This window comes from Bacillus sp. TH13 (assembly GCF_016651175.1).
GTDB classification, from domain to species: Bacteria; Bacillota; Bacilli; order Bacillales; family Bacillaceae_G; genus Bacillus_A; species Bacillus_A thuringiensis_S.
In genome coordinates, this window is record NZ_JAEKEJ010000025.1 from 3299835 (window position 1) to 3319514 (window position 19680).

Sequence of the window (19680 nt, forward strand, 5' to 3'; positions counted from 1 at the left end):
AGTAGAAGGTTTTTTTAATGTTTCACATTGCGTAATCGAACTTGTTGTACAATAAAGCCAATGCATAAAATAGTGAAAATGAACAAATAAGGAATGCTTGCAGTGAAACTTGGGTTGTTATGAAAAAAGGTTGCAAGTCTGTCTTCATGTGTAACCATTTTTCCTGCAGTATAAGCAAGAATCGCTGCACCGCAATAAATGAGGAATGGAAATCGTTCCATAAGTATTAAAATAAGTTTGCTACCCCAAATAATAATAGGGATAGAAATGAGTAAGCCAATTATGACGAGTAAAAATCTCCCGTGAGCTGCACCTGCAATGGCAATAACATTATCAAACCCCATAACGAGATCCGCGAAAACAATTGTCCGCACAGCTTGGAATAAAGTTGTTTTTCCTTGAATAGCAGAAAGATCGTTGTTATTATCAGTTAATAAATTGACTGCAATTAATGTAAGTAAAACCCCGCCAATCAGTTGTAGAAATGGAATGTCGAGTAAATAGACAGCTAATATAGTAAGGGCAATTCTTAGTACGATTGCTAAAAGAGTACCAATCAAAATAGCTTTATTTCGTTTCGATTCAGGTAAATTTCGGCTAGCTAGTGCGATGACGATTGCATTGTCACCACCTAATACAACATCGATACCGACAATCATTAGTACGGATGTTAAAAACTCTAAGTCCATTCGTCTGCCTCCATTTATAATGTTTTAATAAGCGAACTGTATGTATGTGATGAAGAAAGTTGTTGTTAAATAATCTCTTCCAATAGAAGTTTCACTTTATTAAAGTGTACGGGGGAATGTGGAAATGTATGTCCAAATTTTTTGTAAGTAAGAAATCGCTATAATAATATATTTATGTAGTTGATCGAGTAAAGATAGGCATATAACTATTTTTGTAAAATAAATCGATTTTATTTCCATTCTGGAGAATCTTATCATAAAATGAGAGTACAAGAATCTATTGATTTGTCATATGAGTGGGGAATCCCTTCATAACAATTCTAAGCAGGAAGGGAGAGTTGTATTTTGGATATTGAAAGAATTAATGATCATACGATGAAATTTTTTATTACGTACATTGATATAGAGGATAGAGGATTTAATCGTGAAGAAATTTGGTATGATCGCGAACGAAGTGAAGAGCTCTTTTGGGAGATGATGGACGAAGCTCGTGATCATGACGACTTCTTTATTGATGGGCCGTTATGGATTCAAGTGCAAGCAGTCGATAAAGGGATTGAAGTACTTGTCACGAAAGCAGAGCTTTCAAAGGACGGACGAAAGCTAGAACTACCGATAGGAGTAGACAAAATTATAGATATTCCTCTAGATGAAGGCATCGAATCATTATTCCAACAAGAGTTAGTCGAAGAGGTAGAAGAACAAACAGGAACAAACTTTAATGAAGATGGTACGTTTGGCTTTTTAATTAAATTTAATGATTTTGAAGATGTCATTTCATTAAGTCATCGTCTTATCTTTGAAGATATAAAAGATGAGCTGTATTCATTTGAGAACCGCTATTATGTATATGTGGAATTCGATGAAGTGCTACATGATGAAGAAGAAATCGATCGTATTTTAAGTATTATTTTAGAATATGGGGAAGAATCAACTTTAACAATTCATCGTGTAAGTGAGTATGGAAAACAAATTGTGAAAGAGCATGCGCTTGAAACGATTCGCAATAATTTTCCTGCTAAAACGTAGGCCGATTTCTGTAGTATGAAATCGGCTTTTTATATGAAGAATAGGAAAGCTTTCTTAGTTAGGAGGTAAGAGATGAAAAATACGTTAAAGCTGATTTTCTTTATCCTGCTATTGTTCGCATTATTTGTTTCGTTACGTATGTTTATTGATGTAGCATTTTATTCAGATGTGATTGGGATAAAAGATGTTTCGATTTTAGGTATTATTAGTATTTTATTTACAGTATCTGCGTTTTTAATTGGTTGCGTTATTTTCTTAGAAAATCGCCATCCATCTAAAACACTTACATGGTTAATTGTGTTAGGAATTTTTCCGGTATTTGGCTTCTTTGCTTATTTATTATTTGGACAAAATTTTCGGAGAAAAAGAATGTTTCAAAAGAAGGCGTTACTTGATGAACAGGCGTTTTTACAATATAAAGGGCATGATGATTACGAAGAAAGAATTTTACGCAATCATAAGCATCAAGAGCTGTTATTTCGTTTAGCGGATCGCTTAGGCGCTTTAAATATTTCATTTCAAACTGAAACGAGGACATTAACAAATGGAGATGAAACGTTTCAGGCCATTTTAGATGGATTAAAACGAGCGAAACATCATATTCATATGGAATATTACATTGTGCGTGATGATAAATTAGGAACAGAAATTAAAGATATTTTAATACAAAAATCAAAAGAAGGCGTTGTTGTTCGTTTTTTATATGATGCGGTTGGAAGTTTTAAGTTATCAAAATCGTATATTGAAGAATTAAACGATGCAGGTGTCGAAATGATTCCGTTCTTTCCTGTGCGCTTTCCGATTTTAAACGATAAGATTAATTATCGAAATCATAGGAAAATTGTTGTGATTGATGGGAACGAAGGGTTTGTAGGCGGATTAAATATCGGTGATGAGTATTTAGGGAAAAGTAAATATTTTGGCTTTTGGCGAGACACGCATTTGTATTTACGTGGTGAAGCGGTTCAAAGTTTACAGCTTATTTTCCTTCAAGATTGGTTTTATATGACTGGAGAGGCTGTGCTAGCTCCTGAATATTTACAAGCAAAAGCAGTTGAGGGTGATCATTGGGGAGGCGTGCAGCTCGTTGCAGGCGGCCCCGATAATAAGTGGGAAACGATTAAGCATTTATATTTCGCAATGATCGCTTCTGCTCGGAAATCTATTTGGATTGCAACGCCGTATTTCATTCCGGATGATGATATTTTATCCGCATTAAAGGTAGCTGCGCTTGCTGGTATTGATGTTCGTTTGTTAATGCCGAGTAAGCCTGATAAGCGTACTGTCTTTTACGCATCGAGATCGTACTTCCCAGAGCTTTTAGATGCAGGGGTAAAGATATATGAGTATGAAAAAGGTTTTCTCCATAGTAAAGTTGTCATTGTCGATTCTGATTTAGCTTCAATTGGGACAGCTAATATGGATATGAGAAGTTTCCATTTGAATTTTGAAGTAAATGCCTTTTTATATGATACAGATAGCATTCGAAAGCTTGTTCAAGATTTTAAAGACGATTTAGAAGAATCCAGTGAAATTCACGTCGATCATTTTCATAAAAGGCGTCTTCATAGACGAATTGTTGAATCGACATACCGGTTATTATCGCCTTTATTATAAAAAGAGATGTCCGAAATTGGGACATCTCTTTTTTAAAAGGAATTTGTTGAAAATTGTAGAATATAAAGAGCTGAAAGGGTGTGATTACGATATTTATAGCTAAAAGAGAAAACGGAGAAAAAATTCATTTACTCTACAATTGTAATGAAGAGCTTTTGCGCCGTATGCGTCAACAGGAACGATTCTTTTGTGTAGCTTGTGGAAAGGAAGTACAAATGAAATTAGGGAAACAAAAAAGTTGGCATTTTGCTCATAAAAAAGTGGATTCATGTCTTGCCTTTTATGAAGCGGAATCTATGTATCATAGGCACGGTAAAGAATTGTTATATAGATGGTTCAAACGTCAAAACTTTCATGTAGATATAGAGCATTATCTGCCCCAGATTCAGCAACGACCAGATATTTTTATAGAGAGAGCAGGGAGAAAAATTGCGATTGAATACCAATGCGCAAACCTTTCTATAGAGCAGCTGTACAAACGAACCTATTTGTATTGGCGAGCGGGTATACAGGTCATTTGGATCATTGGTGGAAATCAATTGAAAAAGCAATCTGCATATTGGATGAAATTCTCCTCACTTATGGCTTTCTCCTTACAATCTTATCCTCAACCATTTCTTATTTTCTTCTGTTCCAAACAAAAATCATTTATGAAATGCGCGTTTCTCACTTCATTTTCTACAAGCGTCTCTTTCTCACATACTATATATTTACCAACTGAAACTACTACTTTTGAACTACTCTTTTCCCCTGTTCCTTTCCAAAAAGAAATATTAGACCGAGAATGGAAGCAACGAAAGGACTATTTTCGAAAAAATGCTTTGCCTATTTGGAATTATAATTATAAGTCACTATTACGCCTCTTATATCAATTTAAATGTACCCCAGCGAGTTTTCCTTCTGAGGTTGGTGTTCCACTCCCTTCTGGATTTGCTTTTCAAACAAACCCATTTATATGGCAAGCTTTTCTATATATGAAGTGTATAGGGGAGCTTGCAGTAGGAGAGTGTATTTCTCTTCAATATGTGTGTAGTTATGTAAAAAAGTATACGAAAAGGCGTATGCTCCCGTACTTTTCAAAGCATATATGGAAAGTAGCAGTTACTGAATATATGACATTCTTATGTTATACAGGTGTATTACGTAAAGTGGAGACTTATAAGTACCGGAAAATAAGGGGGATCGTTATGTTAAAAACAGAGGAGGAAGTTATGAAATATGATGAAACTTGTTTAGCGTATGCCTTATCTTTATTTGAGGCAAAGTACAACATGAGAGAAGGAAAAGGGGATATAATAAAGACTGATTGTGAAGGAATTACATAAGAAAAAAACGAATTGTACTTAAGTAGAGATAATTAAAGGAGGGCTTAAAGAATGTCTGAACAAAACAAAGCGAAAACATTACCAGATCGCAATGAGATTGAAGAAGCAAGTACGTGGCGATTAGAAGATATTTTCCAAACAGATGCAGAATGGGAAAAAGAATTCCAAGCTATTAAAGAGCTATTACCGAAGTTAATTGAATTTAAAGGGAAACTTGGTGACTCTGCGGACAATTTACTTGAGGCATTGCAATATGAAGATGAAATTTCAATGCGATTAGGTAAGCTATATACATATGCTCATATGCGTTACGATCAAGATACAACAAACTCTGTATATCAAGCATTAAATGATCGCGCAACAAATTTATATTCACAAGTATCTAGTAGCACAGCGTATATTGTACCTGAAATTTTGTCGGTTTCAGAAGATACACTGCAAACATTCTTGAAGGAAAATAGAGACTTAAGTGTATATGAACATGCATTAGAAGAAATTACACGTCAACGCCCGCACGTATTATCAGAAGCTGAGGAGGCTTTATTAGCGGAAGCATCTGAAGTAATGAGTTCATCAAGCAATACATTTGGTATGTTGAATAACGCGGATTTAAAATTCCCATCTATTAAAGGTGAAGACGGAGAAGAAATAGAAATTACACATGGTCGTTACATTCAGTTTTTAGAAAGTGATGATGGCCGTGTTCGCGAAGATGCATTTAAAGCTGTATATGAAACGTACGGGAAATTTAAAAATACATTCGCAAGTACGTTAAGCGGAGCAGTAAAACGTAATAATTTCAATGCGCGTGTTCGTAAATATGATTCTGCTCGCCAAGCTGCACTAAGCAATAATAATATTCCGGAAGCAGTATACGATCAACTTGTTGAAACGGTAAATGACAACTTACATTTATTACACCGTTACATCGATATTCGTAAGCGGGCATTAGGACTTGATGAGCTTCATATGTATGATTTATATACACCACTTGTACCAGAAGTGAAAATGAATGTGAAATACGAAGAAGCGCAAGACCTTTTATTAAAATCTTTAAACGTACTTGGTGATGAATATGTTGATATTTTGAAAGAAGCATATGAAAATCGCTGGGTAGATGTGTATGAGAATAAAGGAAAACGAAGCGGGGCATATTCATCTGGTGCATATGGAACAAATCCGTATATTTTAATGAACTGGCATGATAATGTAAATAATTTATTTACACTTGCTCATGAGTTTGGTCATTCGGTGCATAGTTACTATACAAGAAAAACACAACCGCACGTATATGGTGATTATTCCATCTTCGTAGCAGAAGTGGCATCAACTTGTAATGAAGCGCTTCTAAATGATTATTTATTAAAAACGACAGAAGATAAGAAAGAGCGTCTATATTTATTAAATCATTATTTAGAAGGATTCCGTGGTACTGTATTCCGTCAAACGATGTTTGCAGAGTTTGAACATATTATTCATAAGAAAGTACAAGAAGGACATGCTGTTACGCCAGACATGCTAACGGAAATCTACTACGATTTAAATAAGAAATATTTCGGTGACGCTTTAGTAATCGACGAAGAGATTGGTTTAGAATGGTCTCGTATTCCGCACTTCTACTACAACTATTACGTATATCAATACGCAACAGGATTTAGTGCAGCGACAGCTCTATCTAAACAGATTTTAGAAGAAGGACAACCAGCAGTAGAACGTTATATTAACGAGTTCTTAAAAGCAGGAAGCTCTGATTATCCAATTGAAGTGCTGAAAAAAGCAGGAGTAGATATGGCATCTCCTGAACCAGTAAAAGAGGCACTACAAGTATTTGAAGAGAAATTAAATGAATTAGAAGCATTATTATTTGAAGAAAAGTAATGAAAAAAGACGAGGGATTGTATCCTCGTCTTTTTTGTTGAATAAATTCAATGTCGATATTTGTCGAAAAAATAAGGTGAATTTCTTTGTTTTTTCTAACTGAAAGGATAGTTTTACAGCTGATTTTTGAAATTAAAACCCTTTGAATCTTTTTTTATGATTGAAATAAGAGAGAGTGATAACGATGATTCCGAATAAAAGAGGTAAGGCAATAATTTTAGGAAAAGCTTGTAGTAGAGAGAGTATGTACAAGAAAAAAGAAACGATGACAGCTAGAAAGAGAAGAGCAATATAAGATTTTTTCATAAATAACCCCCCTAAATGCCCTTTTTTATAGCTTATTCAAAAATGAAAACGTTTAGAATGTGACAAAAGTGTGAATTTCGACAAAAGGGGTTGTCATCTGGCGTCGAATCTTGTAATATAATAAGCGTGAACGAATTCACATACAAACATATACCCCTTTGTTTGAACGTGAAAATTTCTCCCATCCCCTTTAATATTTTTATAAGCCGTAAAGAAAAAGACCTGGTGTTTACACCAGGTCTTTTTCTTTTACTATCCATTTCCAATAACGTTCGCATTTTACTTCAATCATTTGTACTTTTCGTTTCAGTTGTAATTTTTTAAGTTCGCGCTCAATTTCTTGCTGCGGACAGTCATAAATAAATGCTACTTCTTTTGAAGATATAAATTGTGTTGCTTCTAGTAATGCTTCTAAAGGTGGTAATGGTTCCGGCTCAATTTCACATTTTACAAGTTCTTTCAATAATTGTACGTATACATCGTAGGAATAATTTCCAGAGATTTTAATACCTTCTTCATCTGAGTTCGCATGAAAAAAGACGAGGGAGGGTATTTCTGTAATATGCATCTCATTCGTGAATTTCAAGTCACATTGGAAAGCTTTTTTTGCACTAGCAGAATGTAGATCTTTTTTAAATTCTTCTACATCAATATTGCTGTCTTTCGCACATGCAAGTAATAGTTCGCAGTCAGGGTTTGATACATTTTCAAGGAAAATGTATTCTTGGAGTTTTCGCAAAAACTTCGAACCTGCTTTTCGGCCTTGCAACTCCGCCGCCTTAATTGCCATCGAAACTAAATATGGTGTTGACGATGCTTCTTGCATATGTACCTTTCCATCACATGAAAAACCTTGTAAACTTGTTGTCTTTTCCCACACAAATCGAATATTAGCAGGTTTATTCCATTTGTGTGAGGAAGCGTTCGTTCCATCCACTTTTCCTGTTACGATATGACGAATAGAGAAGTATTTCCCGTATTCAAGCCATAGTTTAATAATAAAAGGCTCAATTTCCCAGCAATCTTTACAAAGTGGATCAATAAATAAATATGCTTCTACAGACTTATGCTCGCATGCGGAAGGAGATGGCATATTTATATGCTTTGCTTCCTGCTTATCCATTACACTTCACCTGTTTCGTTTGGAGTATTAACCATATGCTGAGCGGTTAATGCTAAACGTTCAAAAACAAACTCTCTTATATGACCATGCACTCCAGTATCATCCATTGCTTGCTCCATACATGATAGCCAAGCCTCTGCTCGTTTTGGAGTAATCTCAAACGGAAGATGGCGTGCTCTTAACATAGGATGACCATGTTCTTCAGTGTACAAATTAGGACCACCTAAATATTGTGTTAAAAATTGCTTCTGCTTCCTAGCAGTTTCTGTTAAATCTTCCGGGAAGATGGGAGATAAGTCAGGGTGTTTACTGACATAGGAATAAAATGTATCTACTAATATTGCAATGCATTGTTCACCGCCAATTGCTTCAAATGGTGTCATCGGTTGCTTGCTCATCCTTTATAAACTCCTTTTTCCATGAAATGTATATCTATTGTAGCAATGGAATGTTCGAGAGGGCAAATAAACAGCCTTCTCAAACATTCTTTGCTTATTCTACGGGTGTAAACTTTTTTAGTAAGATGTATCCACTAGTGAAACATATTCACTAGTGGAATTTTCACTTTAGCGTGCTTTGTTTTGTTTGGCAAGGAAAAAGCGTTTTACTTTGTTATTTGTATGACGAACAGGTATGTTATGTTGCGTTAATAAATGAATAAATGCAGCTTTTCCTGTTTCTTCATCTTGCACTTCAAATTCAATTTCATAATCATCGTGATTGTAATAGAAACTATGATCAAAGACAAGCGTTCCGCCTTTAAATAATGCTTCGGCTCTTTCTGTTGTTAAACTACCCATATATGTTAAAGCGGAAACAGGAATTTGTAATTTGTGTAGTTGATTTACTACTGCTCCTTGAATGATTGTGTTTGTTTCCATCATCATTTTTGCTTCGTCTTCTGTTACGACTTGATGCGTTTCTAATAAGCCGATTTCTGCAGGTTGTTTCAGCGTTAACGTATAAGTTTCTCCTTTATGACGAATACGAAGTGCAGAGCCAGTTTCTTTTAACGAGAAGTCAGGTGTTTCAAAGTAGTGATTCACTTGTTTCGTAAATGCTTCAATGGAAAACGATTTACATAATATATCGAATTCTTCTTTTGTAACGATATTTTTGAATTCAATTTCAATTTCTTGTGTCATTGTATAATCTCCTTTTGAAAAATAATTCTTTACACATTATCGCTTTTTCATAAATTTGGTTCAATGTTTTATTTGTTTGCGTCCATGTTATGATACAATAATACTGTTAAGTAAGACAGGAAGTTGAGATGGAGGAGTTCGAGCATGCAAAATAAAATTCAAGTTAAGAGCGTAGAAACGAGAGAGAATGCGCTTATTTTTTGTGCGGAAAATAGTGAAATAGAGGTAAAGGAGCTAAGTGCGCGTAATCACGTACTTGTAGACTCAGACAATTTATCATTTTTATATATTTTAGAAAACGAATCATCTTTCATTTATGTAAGTATTCCGCACACATGCTGGGAAGCAATGCATGAAGCGATGAATAAAGATATGGTAATGTTCATTCGCGTGAATGACATTGAAATGGAATTAGAAGGATTAAAAGAAGAAGTAGAATATTTAGTTGAAAATATTGAAGGTAATGCAAATTACGGAGAAGAACTAGTAACTGCTGTAGAAAAAGTATTTCTATAAGCAAATGGATTGATTTTGGTGGTGGTTGAAATGAATCGAAATTGGGAAGAATTTTTAGCACCTTACCACCAAGCGGTGGCAGAGCTGAAAGTGAAATTAAAAGGAATGCGTACGCAGTTTGCAATGTTGACGGAGCATTCCCCAATTGAGTTTGTAACTGGACGAGTGAAATCAGTTGCGAGTATTATTGATAAAGCGGAGAAGAGAAATGTACCGCTAGACCGGCTTAGAGAAGATATGCAAGACATTGCGGGCCTTCGAATGATGTGTCAATTTGTTGATGAGATTAAGCCTGTTGTAGAGTATCTTCGAAAACGAAATGACTTTGAAATCGTGGAAGAACGTGATTATGTCACGCAAAAGAAAGATAGCGGCTACCGCTCTTATCACGTTGTCATTAGTTACCCTGTTCAAACGATTCAGGGGGAAAAAAAAGTATTGGTAGAAATCCAAATACGCACGCTAGCAATGAACTTTTGGGCAACAATTGAGCATTCTTTAAATTATAAATATAGTGGACGTTTTCCTGAAGATATTAAAATACGCTTGCAACGTGCAGCGGAAGCGGCGTTTTTATTAGATGAAGAGATGTCTTCTATTCGTCTTGAGATTCAAGAAGCGCAGAAGGCTTTTTCAAGAAAGCAAGAAACGAAAGATTCCGAATCATAAACTAAAGGGTGTTGGGCGATGAAATTTACGATTATGTCAAAGGGAGATCAATCATCAGATACACTGGCAAGCACGATGAAAGAGTACTTGTTAGATTTTGGATTTACAATGGATGAAAAGGAACCCGATATTGTAATTTCTGTTGGGGGAGATGGAACGCTTTTATATGCGTTTCATCGTTATTATAATCGATTGGATGAAACAGCATTTGTTGGTGTACATACAGGACATTTAGGTTTCTATGCAGATTGGTTACCGACAGAAGTAGAGAAATTAGTAATTGCGATTGCGAAAACACCATTCCAAGTGGTGGAATATCCGCTTTTAGAAGTGATTATTCGCTATGTGAATGGAAGTAAAGAGTCACAGTATTTGGCGATGAATGAGGCGACTGTAAAAAGTGCAGAAGGTACATTAGTAACAGAAGTAGAAATACGCGGAGAATATTTTGAAACATTCCGAGGGGACGGTCTTTGTATTTCTACTCCTTCAGGAAGTACTGCGTATAATAAAGCGCTTGGCGGAGCAATTATTCACCCTTCTATTGAAGCGATTCAAATTGCAGAAATGGCGTCCATTAACAATCGTGTGTTTCGTACTGTGGGATCGCCACTCGTATTGCCGAAGCACCATACATGTGTGTTAAAGCCAGCTGCAGGAATGAACTTACAAATTACAGTGGATCATTTAACGATGGTCCATCAAGATGTGAAATCAATCCAGTATCGTGTCGCAAACGAGAAAGTACGATTTGTTCGTTTCCGCCCGTTCCCGTTCTGGAAACGAGTTCGTGACTCGTTTGTTGCAGATAAATAGAAAGGGTTATATATTTGAACAGATTTACATTGAAATGGGATATAGGGCTGGCTGAAGAGGGGATTTTAGTTAGGGAATTCTTGAAAACGAAAGGTATTTCTAAAGCCGCTTTAACGGATATAAAGTTTCACGGCGGGGCAATTGAAGTAAATGGTCAACATGCAAGTGTTCGTCATCGGTTGCGCGCTAGTGAAGAATTACGTATTTTTTTTCCAGTGGAGGAAAGAAGTGAAGGGATGATTGCAGAAGATATCCCTTTATGTATTGTATATGAAGATGATGCGGTTCTTATCATTGATAAAGAGGCGAACATGTCAACGATTCCGTCTAGAGAACATCCGACAGGGAGTGTTGCCAATGCGCTTTTATCTCATTATGATAAGCAGTATCTTGCAAGTACAGTGCACATTGTAACACGGTTAGATCGTGATACTTCAGGGCTTATGCTTATTGCAAAAAATCGTTTCGTGCATCATCTTTTATCGAAGCAGCATCAACAAAAAGCTGTGAAACGAACGTATGAAGCAATTGTTCACGGTGAGATGGTAGAACGAGAAGGAATGATTGGTGCACCAATTGGTCGGAAATCTGATAGCATTATTGAGCGAACAGTTTGTGAGGATGGACAAAGGGCAGTTACTCATTTTAAAGTAATTGGTAGTACATATCATAAGACACATGTAGCGCTGGAGCTTGAGACAGGAAGAACGCATCAAATTCGTGTGCATATGGCTCATATAGGACATCCATTACTTGGTGATAACTTATATGGAGGAAGAAGGGATGAAATGAAACGGCAAGCACTTCATAGTAAATCTTTGACGTTTTATCATCCTATTTTAGAGAAAGAAATGTCTTTCACTATAAAGATTCCAAGCGATATGCAAGCGTTACTTAGGAATGCTTAAAAAGGGAACAAAATTCTTATATTATAAAGAATTTTGTTCCCTTTTTTCTTAGCGGAATAATATTAAAATTTGGTTTTCACCCGTACGCTTTATAACGAAAAATCCATTTTCGGCTTTTGTAGCAATGCCATTGTCATTTGGACGACAATATCCATGCGTTTCGCAAGTGCCGTCATCACGTACTAACATTTGCCCAATTAATCCGACAGGAAGCCACTCGGCGCGATCTTTTCTTGCTACATATTTGCAAGCTGGATCCCATTCTGTATTTAAAAGAGGTTGTATTTCTTCTGATTCCGTCCATACATATTGGCGTTTTCCAAAGTTGTCTGTTTTATAGCGTTTTTGCCAACTTAAAGCCCCGCTATTTCCTATAAGTGCAGGGGTTGCACTAGATATTCCTAAAATGAACGAATCGTGTGAAGTAGCTATCCGAATTTTTTCTTCGCTACTAAATGTAACGAAATAACCGACATCAATAGGTTTATGACCTTCTGTTTCAAACATTTGTGCAAAATCCGTTCCGCTTGCATTGTAAGACGCGCCCTCAATATACATTTCTCCATTATGGGCAAGCCATTTAGCACCGATATTATGGTCGGTGTCGTTTGCACCATTTGCAATAAACCAGGAATAAGCTTCTTCTGCAGTGCCGAAGCGCCCCATAATATGGCTACCTGCAAAATGAGCTGTTGATGTATGATGACCTTCCGCATGAGAAGAGGAGCCGTTAGCGATAGTTGCGGTTCCTTCTGCGTGTGCTGCTTCGCCTAAAGCAGTCGTCTGTTTACCCTCCGCATGAGAATAAGCACCGCCTGCTGTCGTTTCACTTCCCTCACTATGCGAACTATGTCCAGTTGCTTTTGAGTTGGATCCTTCTGCATGAGAGAAAGAACCTTTTGCGTGTGTTAATAAGCCTTCCGCATGTGCTGCCATGCCCTCCGCATGAGAGTGAAGCCCCTCCGCATATGCATATCGGCCGCCCCTTTTAACTTTTGTATTTTCAGGTGTAGGTGTCTCAATTATGAGTGGTTTTTCAGTTTGTATATCATTCGATGAAGCTAATGCTTCTTTTATTTTTTTTACTTTGTTTATAATAGCAGCTGGAATTTCTGGTTCCACTTTTTTATTTATTGCTACAGAATTATTTTCTTCCGCCTTTTCTTCTGTTTGGTTAGAACGTAGTACCTGTTCATCTTGATTTGAGAGCTGTTTATTTTTTTGTTGCATCTTTATTTTTCTGTGATCGATTATGTGGTTCATCACAGCATTTTCTAAAGAGACATATGTTGGTTTTACTTTGCTTTTTTTTGATGACTCTTGTTCTTCTAGTTCTTCTATGGCTGCAGCCCGAATACTACACCAGTTGTTAATTCCGTACATGGGCAGATATAAAGGGGGAAATTTTCTTTTTTGTTTAGAAGATTTTTTCTTCATTCTGTCACCTCCTGCGACATTATATGTAAAGTAATTAAAAAAAGATGCACTTTATTGCATCTTTTTTTAATTACTTTACCTAGTTTTATATGAGATCTGCCTAAATAATACGGTAATCTCTCGCTAAGTAAGGTAGTTATGAAATTGGACGGAACTTCTCAGCGACAAAAGGTAAAGAAGACGGGACAGAGATAGTCTCCATTTCAGGATAACGTAATCCGGTTAATTTGCCACCAAATACAGCACCAGTATCAATATTGACTGTCTGATTGACGAATCGAGGTTCTTTTACTGGTGTATGTCCATATACAATCCAAGCTTGCCCCTTGTATTCTTGCGCCCAATCGCGACGGACAGGTGAGCCATCGGCATGCTTTTCTCCTGTAATATCGCCATATAATACAAAGGTTTGTACTTTTTTATCTCGTCTTCCTATGTAATCTTGCCGAATCCCAGCGTGACATACGATTACTTTTTTTTCATCTAGTATGTGGTAGAGTGGTGATTGTTCATAAAGAGTGATAAACTTTTCTTTTATAATGTTTTGCTTATGAGAGGGAAGTGCCTCATATTCAGCGACAGTTGTTTCAAGTCCGTGAGCGATTGTTACATTACGTCCAAGGAAAAATCGATATAGTTTATTACAGTGATTTCCAGGAGCGTAATAAGCTTCTTTTTTATGTATGACAAGTTCCCATACAATTTCGATCATACGTAATGAATGAGGACCACGGTCTGTAATATCACCAACGAATGCAAGTTTACGTTGTTCAGGGTGGATCGGTAGACCGCTACTCCAGTTATATCCTAGCTTCTCTGTTAAATTTTGAAACTCTTGGAAGCATCCATGAATATCTCCTATAATGTCATATTTCATATTTAAACCTCCATCGTATTTTTCATTAGTATATCTAAAAAAGGATAGAGATAAAAATATAGCGTTTTTGTGTTGTTCATTTAAACATAAAGCTTTTCGTTCTTGAGCGAATATTTAAAATGAATCCAATCGCAATCATGTATGTAAGCAGTGAACTTCCTCCGTAGCTCATAAGAGGTAATGTTATCCCTGTAATGGGAAGTAATCCGATTGTCATCCCGATATTTTGGAATACTTGGAAAGTAAACATTCCGATTGTACCAGCGCAAATGTAACTACCGAAAGGGTCATTACTTTCTAAAGCGATATGAATCATTCGAAAAATGAGTAAGAAAAAAAGTGAAATAATGACACTTGCGCCTAGAAATCCAAATTGTTCAGCGACATTAGTGAAAATAAAATCTGTATGTGGTTCTGGAAAATATACTTGTCCATTTTCCCACCCCTTTCCTTGCATTTCTCCGGATCCAGTCGCTAAGAATGCTTGTCTTAATTGATAGCCTTGCGCATCATATTTGTAAGGTGCCAACCATCCGTAGAAGCGATTTAATTGATATTCTTTTAAAATGTGTGCTTTAAAGAAATCTGTGTGAGTAAAAAAATATATATTAATGTAGATCCAGCCACGAAAGTACCTGAAACTAATCCGAAAATAAAACGCCATCGTATGCCAGAAACTAGTATCATTGCTGCAAGCATCGCTGAAATGACCATTGTGTTTCCTAAATCTGGTTCTTTTGCAATAAGTAGTAGTGGTGGCAAGCTTGTCGCAAATATTTTTCCAAGTAATAAAAAATCGTCACGCATTGTTCGGGAAAAATATTTCTCATTATGATTTGCTATAATTCGTCCAATGACGATAATTAAAAACAATTTCATAATTTCAGAAGGCTGAAAATTTCCGATGCCTGGGAGCCTGTACCAAGCGGTAGCGCCTTTAATTGTAACGGCACCTGGTACTTGAAGTTCTAGTCCAATAAGTAGTACCATTGCAAAGCTATACAAATACCAAGCAATTTTTTGATAACGATCGAAATCGATAATCATAATAACACCAATGGCTATAAATCCAATGAAGTACCATTGGATTTGCTTGAGTACAAAATTGACGTTTTGTAAAAATGGCGGTAAGGAGGCTTGCGCACTTGCAATAGCACAACAACTAACAATCCCAATGGCAAATAAAATAAATAGTAATACGTAGTCTATTTGATATTGAGAATTTGAATCTTTCAATGTAGGTATTCCTTTCTACTGCTCTTTATAGTAATGGATTTTATCCCGCATTAATGGGCAGTAAGACCCCCACCTCAAAATTCAGCGAAAGCGAAGAAGTTAGGAGGGGGATCAACTGCCCGTAAAAGCCCGATTGGTTCAACTAATAATCAGTGGGGGATGAAGAAAACCCCCACTGATTAAAGTTTCACTTTATAGTATGAGAAAGAATGTATGAACTATACGAATGATTCACATATAGTCCATACACTTTTGATTTTGCAGAGTAGTTTAATTGTTTAACTCTTTAATAATTATATCCAAACAATGGGCAAGACGTACATGTGCGTCAGGAAAAATATCTAGTTGATGAAGGTAGTATTTTAAGGAACTTTTACACCATTTGTAAGCACTAAGTAGAGCTGTTCTATAGTCTGTAGTATTTTGTAAAAATCCATATTCTTTTGCTGTTATAACGAGGTGTGTGAAATCTTCGCAACCTTGAAGTAGTTTATTGTGTATTTGTTGTCCAGCATGGTAGCGAAATTGACTTAAAGGCTCAGAAATGTATATTGCATTTCCTTTAGAAAGTAAAGAAATCCATGAGGCCATATCAACACTACAAGAATATTGTCGCTCTTTAAGGGTGCCAAAAGGTTCAGTGAGCAAGTTCTTTCGAAACAAAGTAGTTGTAGGTTCGCCGATAATGTTGTGGCCGGCCTTTAGCATCCAGTCGCCTAAAAATATTCCGTTTAATGGGGTATCTTCGCTATATAACTTTTGTGTTGGATGGGCATCGCCGATTAGATTTCCATAATCATCAATACGTACTCGATAAGAAGTAACAAGAGCAAGATCTTTATTGGAATCTTGCTCAAAATAGGCCATCATTTTTTGTATTTTATGCTTATAAAACACGTCATCGTCCATTAAAAAATTTATATACTCACCATTTGATTTTTCTATGAGCATAAGGTCATTCTGAAATTGTCCTAGAGTAGAGATATTTCGAATGTATGTTATATTTTTATAATTTGGTAAGTATTGTTCATGTATTAGAGTTGCTGTTTCATCATTTGTACTATCATCTCCAATGATGATTTCAATATTTGAATAAGTTTGTGCCAATGCACTTTCTAGAGCGATTTTGAAATAATGGGGTCGATTATAAGTGGGAATAAGGATAGAAACGAGAGGTAGATTCTTTTCACTCGCCATACATAACTTCCTTTCAGAAGCTTTTTTTTGTAAGAACAATATCTTGGTAACTTGTATATTCTGGTCTGCCGCACCATAAACCATAATGTGGCTTATTGATTATTTCTAGACCATACTTATTCAATAGATTGCAAATATCTGTCTCAGGATAAGCAACTGCAAAATTGGGAATATCTTTATTTACAACGTAGCAATTTTCAATTCGATGATAAAAACCTAATGTACTTTGTCCTGCATTTAAATAATAGGACGATTCAGGATTTATTAGAAAGAATGTAATGAAACATCTCCCGTCTTTTTTTAATACACGTACAATTTCAGATACGTAATGTTCTAATTCTTTTGGGAGAAGATGTGTAAATACAGAAGTTAAAAAGATAAAATCGAATGTCCCGTCTTCATAGGGAAAACGATATTGAGAGGCATCTTCTTTTCCTTCTGGATTATAGAATTGATTGTATATGTCAACATGTTCAAAGTGAAAATTATTACGCATAGTTGAAATGTTATTTTGACACCAAGTAATTCCATCTTTAAACAAATCAAATCCATAATACGCTCCATCATCATTTAAGTAATTCATTAATGGTACAGCCATTCGGCCGACGCCGCAGCCTACATCTAATACTTTTTCATTTGATTTTAAAGCGCCAATTTGAATAAAATGCTTTAGGAACTCTTTTCCAACCTTTTTGAAGTCGCCACCTACATATTGGACGAGTTCAGGAGGGGGGAGTAAAGTCATTTCTTTGTTAAGTTCGCTCATGAGTATACCCCTTTCTTGTGTGAGAATATGCAGTAACTCTATTAATAAAATTTTCAATTTGTAGTGAGAGAACAAAGGAAAACAATTGTTATATGTAAGGAGATTCCACAAAAGAAATACTTAATTGGATTAGAAGTGAGAGAAGGATGAGTGAAAATGGAATCTCCTATAGATTAAATCTTGTTTATTCTTTTCTCCAATAAACGCCAAATACATCAATTTTAGTAATAGGGGCTTTTAAATTTCGTTGCTTTCTAAAGTCTGTCACAGCCTCAGCGCATGGCGGTAGCCCGTAGTCATCGATAATTATATAGCCACCTTTAGAAACTTTATCATATAAGTTTATGAGACCATCCATGGTGGATTCGTACATATCACCATCAAGCCGTGCAATTGCTATTTTTTCAATTGGTGCTGTTGGTAAAGTATCTTTAAACCAGCCTTTTAAAAATTTCACTTGATCATTTAGTAAATCATATTTTTTAAAATTCTCTTGTACTTGTTCTAAAGAGACGCGTAAGTAATCGAATGTGTGTAAATAATCACCGTAATCTTTTGGATATTGTTCTAGATTCGGTGCTGGCAAACCTTCAAATGAATCTGCGACCCACACATTACGATTCGTAATGTTGTTCGCTTGTAAAAAACCATTCATAAAAATGCATGATCCTCCGCGCCATACACCTGTTTCAATAAAATCTCCCTCTATATTTTCACGAACAACGGTTTCCATTGCCTCTTGTAATTGGTTCATACGTTCTCGACCAATCATGCTATGTGCTGCTCTTGGCCAATCCATTCCATCATGACGTTCACTTTTTGAAACATTTGGTTTTACAATTTTTAAGTTATGGTTTTCGGCATATTGCTTAATGAATAAAGGGAGGGGGACTGTAACGGGTTCGAATTCTAGTTCTTTCGAAATATGTAGAGATGCGGGTAAGTATGCCTCATATTCCAACCATATTTCAAATAAAATTGTTTTCTTTAGCAATTCGAGATAAAGCTGAACAGCAGATTTACTTTCCATATTTGTGCCTCCTGCAAAATGTCATACAACAATATGATTATGTAGATAGCGAATGTTTCATGATTGAATTTAAAATTGAAAAAGCAGTAAAACTGATATCAGTTTTACTGCTAAGTAAAAAATTAAGCAACTTTTTCAATAATAATGGATGCACTCGTACCAAGAGCTAATGATAGCCCAAGCCCTGTAACAATTACTTCAACCAATGATGGAGTTGTCGTAATTTGCGTAATTGCTTGAATAACGATAGGTGCTCCAATTGAAATTAAACTCGTTCCAGTACCTGGTACAGGTACTCCGTTCACTTGAATTGTAAGGCCACCTAATAGACTTACTGCTGCAGTGTATACGATAACAGTAATTTTATAGAATCCAGTTTCACTAATTACGAAAGTATCAGCATCTAATTGAGAAATTGCTGTACCAAACTGAGATCCAACAGTATTAAATGGTACTGGATCATTAATTCCTAGATCTAAAGAAATCCCGCCAGAGTTAAATGCATATAATCCTGCTGGAAGTCCTAATCCGGATGGTCCAGTCGGTCCAGTAGCCCCCGTAGGTCCAGTAGCTCCAGTCGGTCCGGTAGCCCCCGTGTCACCAGTCGGCCCAGTCGGTCCAGTAGCCCCCGTGTCACCAGTCGGCCCAGTCGGTCCAGTAGCTCCAGTGTCACCAGTCGGCCCAGTCGGTCCAGTAGCCCCAGTAGCCCCCGTGTCACCAGTCGGCCCCGTAAGTCCAGTAGCCCCCGTGTTACCAGTAGGCCCAGTCGGTCCAGTAGCCCCCGTGTCACCAGTCGGCCCAGTAGGCCCAGTTATTCCAGTTCCTCCGCCAGTAGGTCCAGTAGGTCCAGTAGGCCCGGTCGGTCCAGTAGGTCCAGTAGGTCCAGTAGGCCCCGTAGGTACAGTCGGCCCAGTAGGTCCGGTCGGCCCCGTAGGCCCGGTAGGTCCAGTCGGAAGGGTAAACGGTGGTATCGGTGGTAATGTTGGTCCTACAAGATTAGGGTCAAATGCACTAGCTGATAAAGATTCATCGGGATTTAATCCATTTGAATAATTATTATTTGACATAAATTCACCTCCATAAAGCGTTCATTATATAGTAGATGCAAAACCGAAA

General features: G+C 36.5%; 19 protein-coding genes and 1 pseudogene. 8 read left to right on the forward strand and 12 right to left on the reverse strand.

Translation table 11 applies throughout. The annotated features are described in order from the left end of the window. Positions 1–14 precede the first annotated feature (14 nt). The gene (locus tag JFU02_RS25510) at positions 15–689 is read right to left on the reverse strand and encodes a TerC family protein (protein WP_000362600.1); all 675 of its coding nucleotides are present in this window, start codon (positions 687–689) and stop codon (positions 15–17) included. Positions 690–1034: 345 nt separating this feature from the next. Between JFU02_RS25510 and mecA the strand changes: the two genes are divergently transcribed. The 4 genes from mecA (at position 1035) to pepF (ending at position 6538) form a co-directional block, all read left to right on the forward strand. Beyond that, the gene (gene mecA / locus JFU02_RS25515) at positions 1035–1718 is read left to right on the forward strand and encodes an adaptor protein MecA (RefSeq protein ID WP_201071861.1); all 684 of its coding nucleotides are present in this window, start codon (positions 1035–1037) and stop codon (positions 1716–1718) included. Positions 1719–1790: 72 nt separating this feature from the next. Continuing rightward, entirely contained in the window at positions 1791–3335 is a 1545-nt protein-coding gene (locus JFU02_RS25520; protein WP_086405981.1) for a cardiolipin synthase, read from the forward strand. Between the two features lie 80 nt (positions 3336–3415). Then, positions 3416–4660: a competence protein CoiA gene (locus JFU02_RS25525; protein WP_000628325.1), complete on the forward strand. Its 1245-nt coding sequence runs from the start codon at positions 3416–3418 to the stop codon at positions 4658–4660. Between the two features lie 51 nt (positions 4661–4711). Further along, on the forward strand, positions 4712–6538 hold the full coding sequence (gene pepF, locus JFU02_RS25530) for an oligoendopeptidase F (RefSeq protein WP_000003355.1): 1827 nt from the start codon (positions 4712–4714) through the stop codon (positions 6536–6538). Positions 6539–6670: 132 nt separating this feature from the next. Here pepF and JFU02_RS25535 read toward each other — a convergent pair whose 3' ends face one another. The 4 genes from JFU02_RS25535 to JFU02_RS25550 all read right to left on the reverse strand — a co-directional run bounded on the left by JFU02_RS25535 (position 6671) and on the right by JFU02_RS25550 (position 9112). Continuing rightward, positions 6671–6844, reverse strand: a complete 174-nt coding sequence (locus tag JFU02_RS25535; protein WP_000750354.1) for a hypothetical protein — start codon at positions 6842–6844, stop codon at positions 6671–6673. Positions 6845–7073: 229 nt separating this feature from the next. After that, positions 7074–7967, reverse strand: a complete 894-nt coding sequence (locus JFU02_RS25540) for a ClpXP adapter SpxH family protein (RefSeq protein WP_000360649.1) — start codon at positions 7965–7967, stop codon at positions 7074–7076. Further along, entirely contained in the window at positions 7967–8365 is a 399-nt protein-coding gene (locus tag JFU02_RS25545) for a globin domain-containing protein (RefSeq protein WP_000043386.1), read from the reverse strand. Before JFU02_RS25545 ends, JFU02_RS25540 begins: the two co-directional genes overlap by 1 nt. Before the next feature lie 168 nt (positions 8366–8533). Then, the gene (locus tag JFU02_RS25550) at positions 8534–9112 is read right to left on the reverse strand and encodes a CYTH domain-containing protein (RefSeq protein ID WP_000191113.1); all 579 of its coding nucleotides are present in this window, start codon (positions 9110–9112) and stop codon (positions 8534–8536) included. 144 nt (positions 9113–9256) lie between these two features. Here JFU02_RS25550 and JFU02_RS25555 point away from each other — a divergent pair, with 144 nt between their 5' ends. The 4 genes from JFU02_RS25555 to JFU02_RS25570 are packed head-to-tail and all read left to right on the forward strand — an operon-like array spanning position 9257 to position 12021. Then, complete coding sequence (locus JFU02_RS25555) at positions 9257–9628, forward strand: UPF0738 family protein (protein ID WP_001180015.1); 372 nt, start codon at positions 9257–9259, stop codon at positions 9626–9628. Positions 9629–9658: 30 nt separating this feature from the next. Then, positions 9659–10297, forward strand: a complete 639-nt coding sequence (gene yjbM / locus JFU02_RS25560; RefSeq protein WP_001081480.1) for a GTP diphosphokinase — start codon at positions 9659–9661, stop codon at positions 10295–10297. Between the two features lie 18 nt (positions 10298–10315). Then, positions 10316–11113, forward strand: coding sequence for an NAD kinase (locus JFU02_RS25565; protein ID WP_000673196.1), 798 nt, complete (start codon positions 10316–10318; stop codon positions 11111–11113). A 14-nt stretch (positions 11114–11127) separates the two neighbouring features. After that, positions 11128–12021: an RluA family pseudouridine synthase gene (locus tag JFU02_RS25570; RefSeq protein WP_201071864.1), complete on the forward strand. Its 894-nt coding sequence runs from the start codon at positions 11128–11130 to the stop codon at positions 12019–12021. Positions 12022–12069: 48 nt separating this feature from the next. Here the strand turns inward: JFU02_RS25570 and JFU02_RS25575 are convergent, their stop codons facing one another. The 7 genes and pseudogenes from JFU02_RS25575 to JFU02_RS25605 all read right to left on the reverse strand — a co-directional run bounded on the left by JFU02_RS25575 (position 12070) and on the right by JFU02_RS25605 (position 19631). Continuing rightward, on the reverse strand, positions 12070–13458 hold the full coding sequence (locus tag JFU02_RS25575) for a peptidase G2 autoproteolytic cleavage domain-containing protein (RefSeq protein ID WP_201071867.1): 1389 nt from the start codon (positions 13456–13458) through the stop codon (positions 12070–12072). A gap of 136 nt (positions 13459–13594) precedes the next feature. After that, positions 13595–14335: a bis(5'-nucleosyl)-tetraphosphatase PrpE gene (prpE, locus tag JFU02_RS25580; protein ID WP_000872690.1), complete on the reverse strand. Its 741-nt coding sequence runs from the start codon at positions 14333–14335 to the stop codon at positions 13595–13597. Positions 14336–14411: 76 nt separating this feature from the next. Further along, a pseudogene (locus JFU02_RS32835) lies at positions 14412–15571 on the reverse strand (FtsW/RodA/SpoVE family cell cycle protein). 270 nt (positions 15572–15841) lie between these two features. Further along, the gene (locus JFU02_RS25590) at positions 15842–16768 is read right to left on the reverse strand and encodes a glycosyltransferase family 2 protein (RefSeq protein ID WP_000135608.1); all 927 of its coding nucleotides are present in this window, start codon (positions 16766–16768) and stop codon (positions 15842–15844) included. 13 nt (positions 16769–16781) lie between these two features. Continuing rightward, on the reverse strand, positions 16782–17534 hold the full coding sequence (locus JFU02_RS25595) for a class I SAM-dependent methyltransferase (RefSeq protein WP_001292844.1): 753 nt from the start codon (positions 17532–17534) through the stop codon (positions 16782–16784). 184 nt (positions 17535–17718) lie between these two features. After that, the gene (locus tag JFU02_RS25600) at positions 17719–18564 is read right to left on the reverse strand and encodes a TylF/MycF family methyltransferase (RefSeq protein ID WP_000444384.1); all 846 of its coding nucleotides are present in this window, start codon (positions 18562–18564) and stop codon (positions 17719–17721) included. A gap of 122 nt (positions 18565–18686) precedes the next feature. Further along, positions 18687–19631, reverse strand: coding sequence for a BclA C-terminal domain-containing protein (locus JFU02_RS25605; RefSeq protein WP_086405983.1), 945 nt, complete (start codon positions 19629–19631; stop codon positions 18687–18689). Positions 19632–19680 lie beyond the last annotated feature (49 nt).

Bases quoted from the DNA above. Each gene is read 5' to 3' on its own strand.
- prpE (WP_000872690.1), bottom strand. From the start codon at position 14,335: ATGAAATATGACATTATAGGAGATATTCATGGATGCTTCCAAGAGTTT.
- JFU02_RS25510 (WP_000362600.1), bottom strand. From the start codon at position 689: ATGGACTTAGAGTTTTTAACATCCGTACTAATGATTGTCGGTATCGAT.
- JFU02_RS25565 (WP_000673196.1), top strand. From the start codon at position 10,316: ATGAAATTTACGATTATGTCAAAGGGAGATCAATCATCAGATACACTG.
- JFU02_RS25540 (WP_000360649.1), bottom strand. From the start codon at position 7,967: ATGGATAAGCAGGAAGCAAAGCATATAAATATGCCATCTCCTTCCGCA.
- JFU02_RS25595 (WP_001292844.1), bottom strand. From the start codon at position 17,534: ATGAGCGAACTTAACAAAGAAATGACTTTACTCCCCCCTCCTGAACTC.
- yjbM (WP_001081480.1), top strand. From the start codon at position 9,659: ATGAATCGAAATTGGGAAGAATTTTTAGCACCTTACCACCAAGCGGTG.
- JFU02_RS25600 (WP_000444384.1), bottom strand. From the start codon at position 18,564: ATGGAAAGTAAATCTGCTGTTCAGCTTTATCTCGAATTGCTAAAGAAA.
- JFU02_RS25590 (WP_000135608.1), bottom strand. From the start codon at position 16,768: ATGGCGAGTGAAAAGAATCTACCTCTCGTTTCTATCCTTATTCCCACT.
- JFU02_RS25520 (WP_086405981.1), top strand. From the start codon at position 1,791: ATGAAAAATACGTTAAAGCTGATTTTCTTTATCCTGCTATTGTTCGCA.
- JFU02_RS25550 (WP_000191113.1), bottom strand. From the start codon at position 9,112: ATGACACAAGAAATTGAAATTGAATTCAAAAATATCGTTACAAAAGAA.
- JFU02_RS25535 (WP_000750354.1), bottom strand. From the start codon at position 6,844: ATGAAAAAATCTTATATTGCTCTTCTCTTTCTAGCTGTCATCGTTTCT.
- JFU02_RS25575 (WP_201071867.1), bottom strand. From the start codon at position 13,458: ATGAAGAAAAAATCTTCTAAACAAAAAAGAAAATTTCCCCCTTTATAT.
- pepF (WP_000003355.1), top strand. From the start codon at position 4,712: ATGTCTGAACAAAACAAAGCGAAAACATTACCAGATCGCAATGAGATT.
- JFU02_RS25605 (WP_086405983.1), bottom strand. From the start codon at position 19,631: ATGTCAAATAATAATTATTCAAATGGATTAAATCCCGATGAATCTTTA.
- JFU02_RS25545 (WP_000043386.1), bottom strand. From the start codon at position 8,365: ATGAGCAAGCAACCGATGACACCATTTGAAGCAATTGGCGGTGAACAA.
- JFU02_RS25555 (WP_001180015.1), top strand. From the start codon at position 9,257: ATGCAAAATAAAATTCAAGTTAAGAGCGTAGAAACGAGAGAGAATGCG.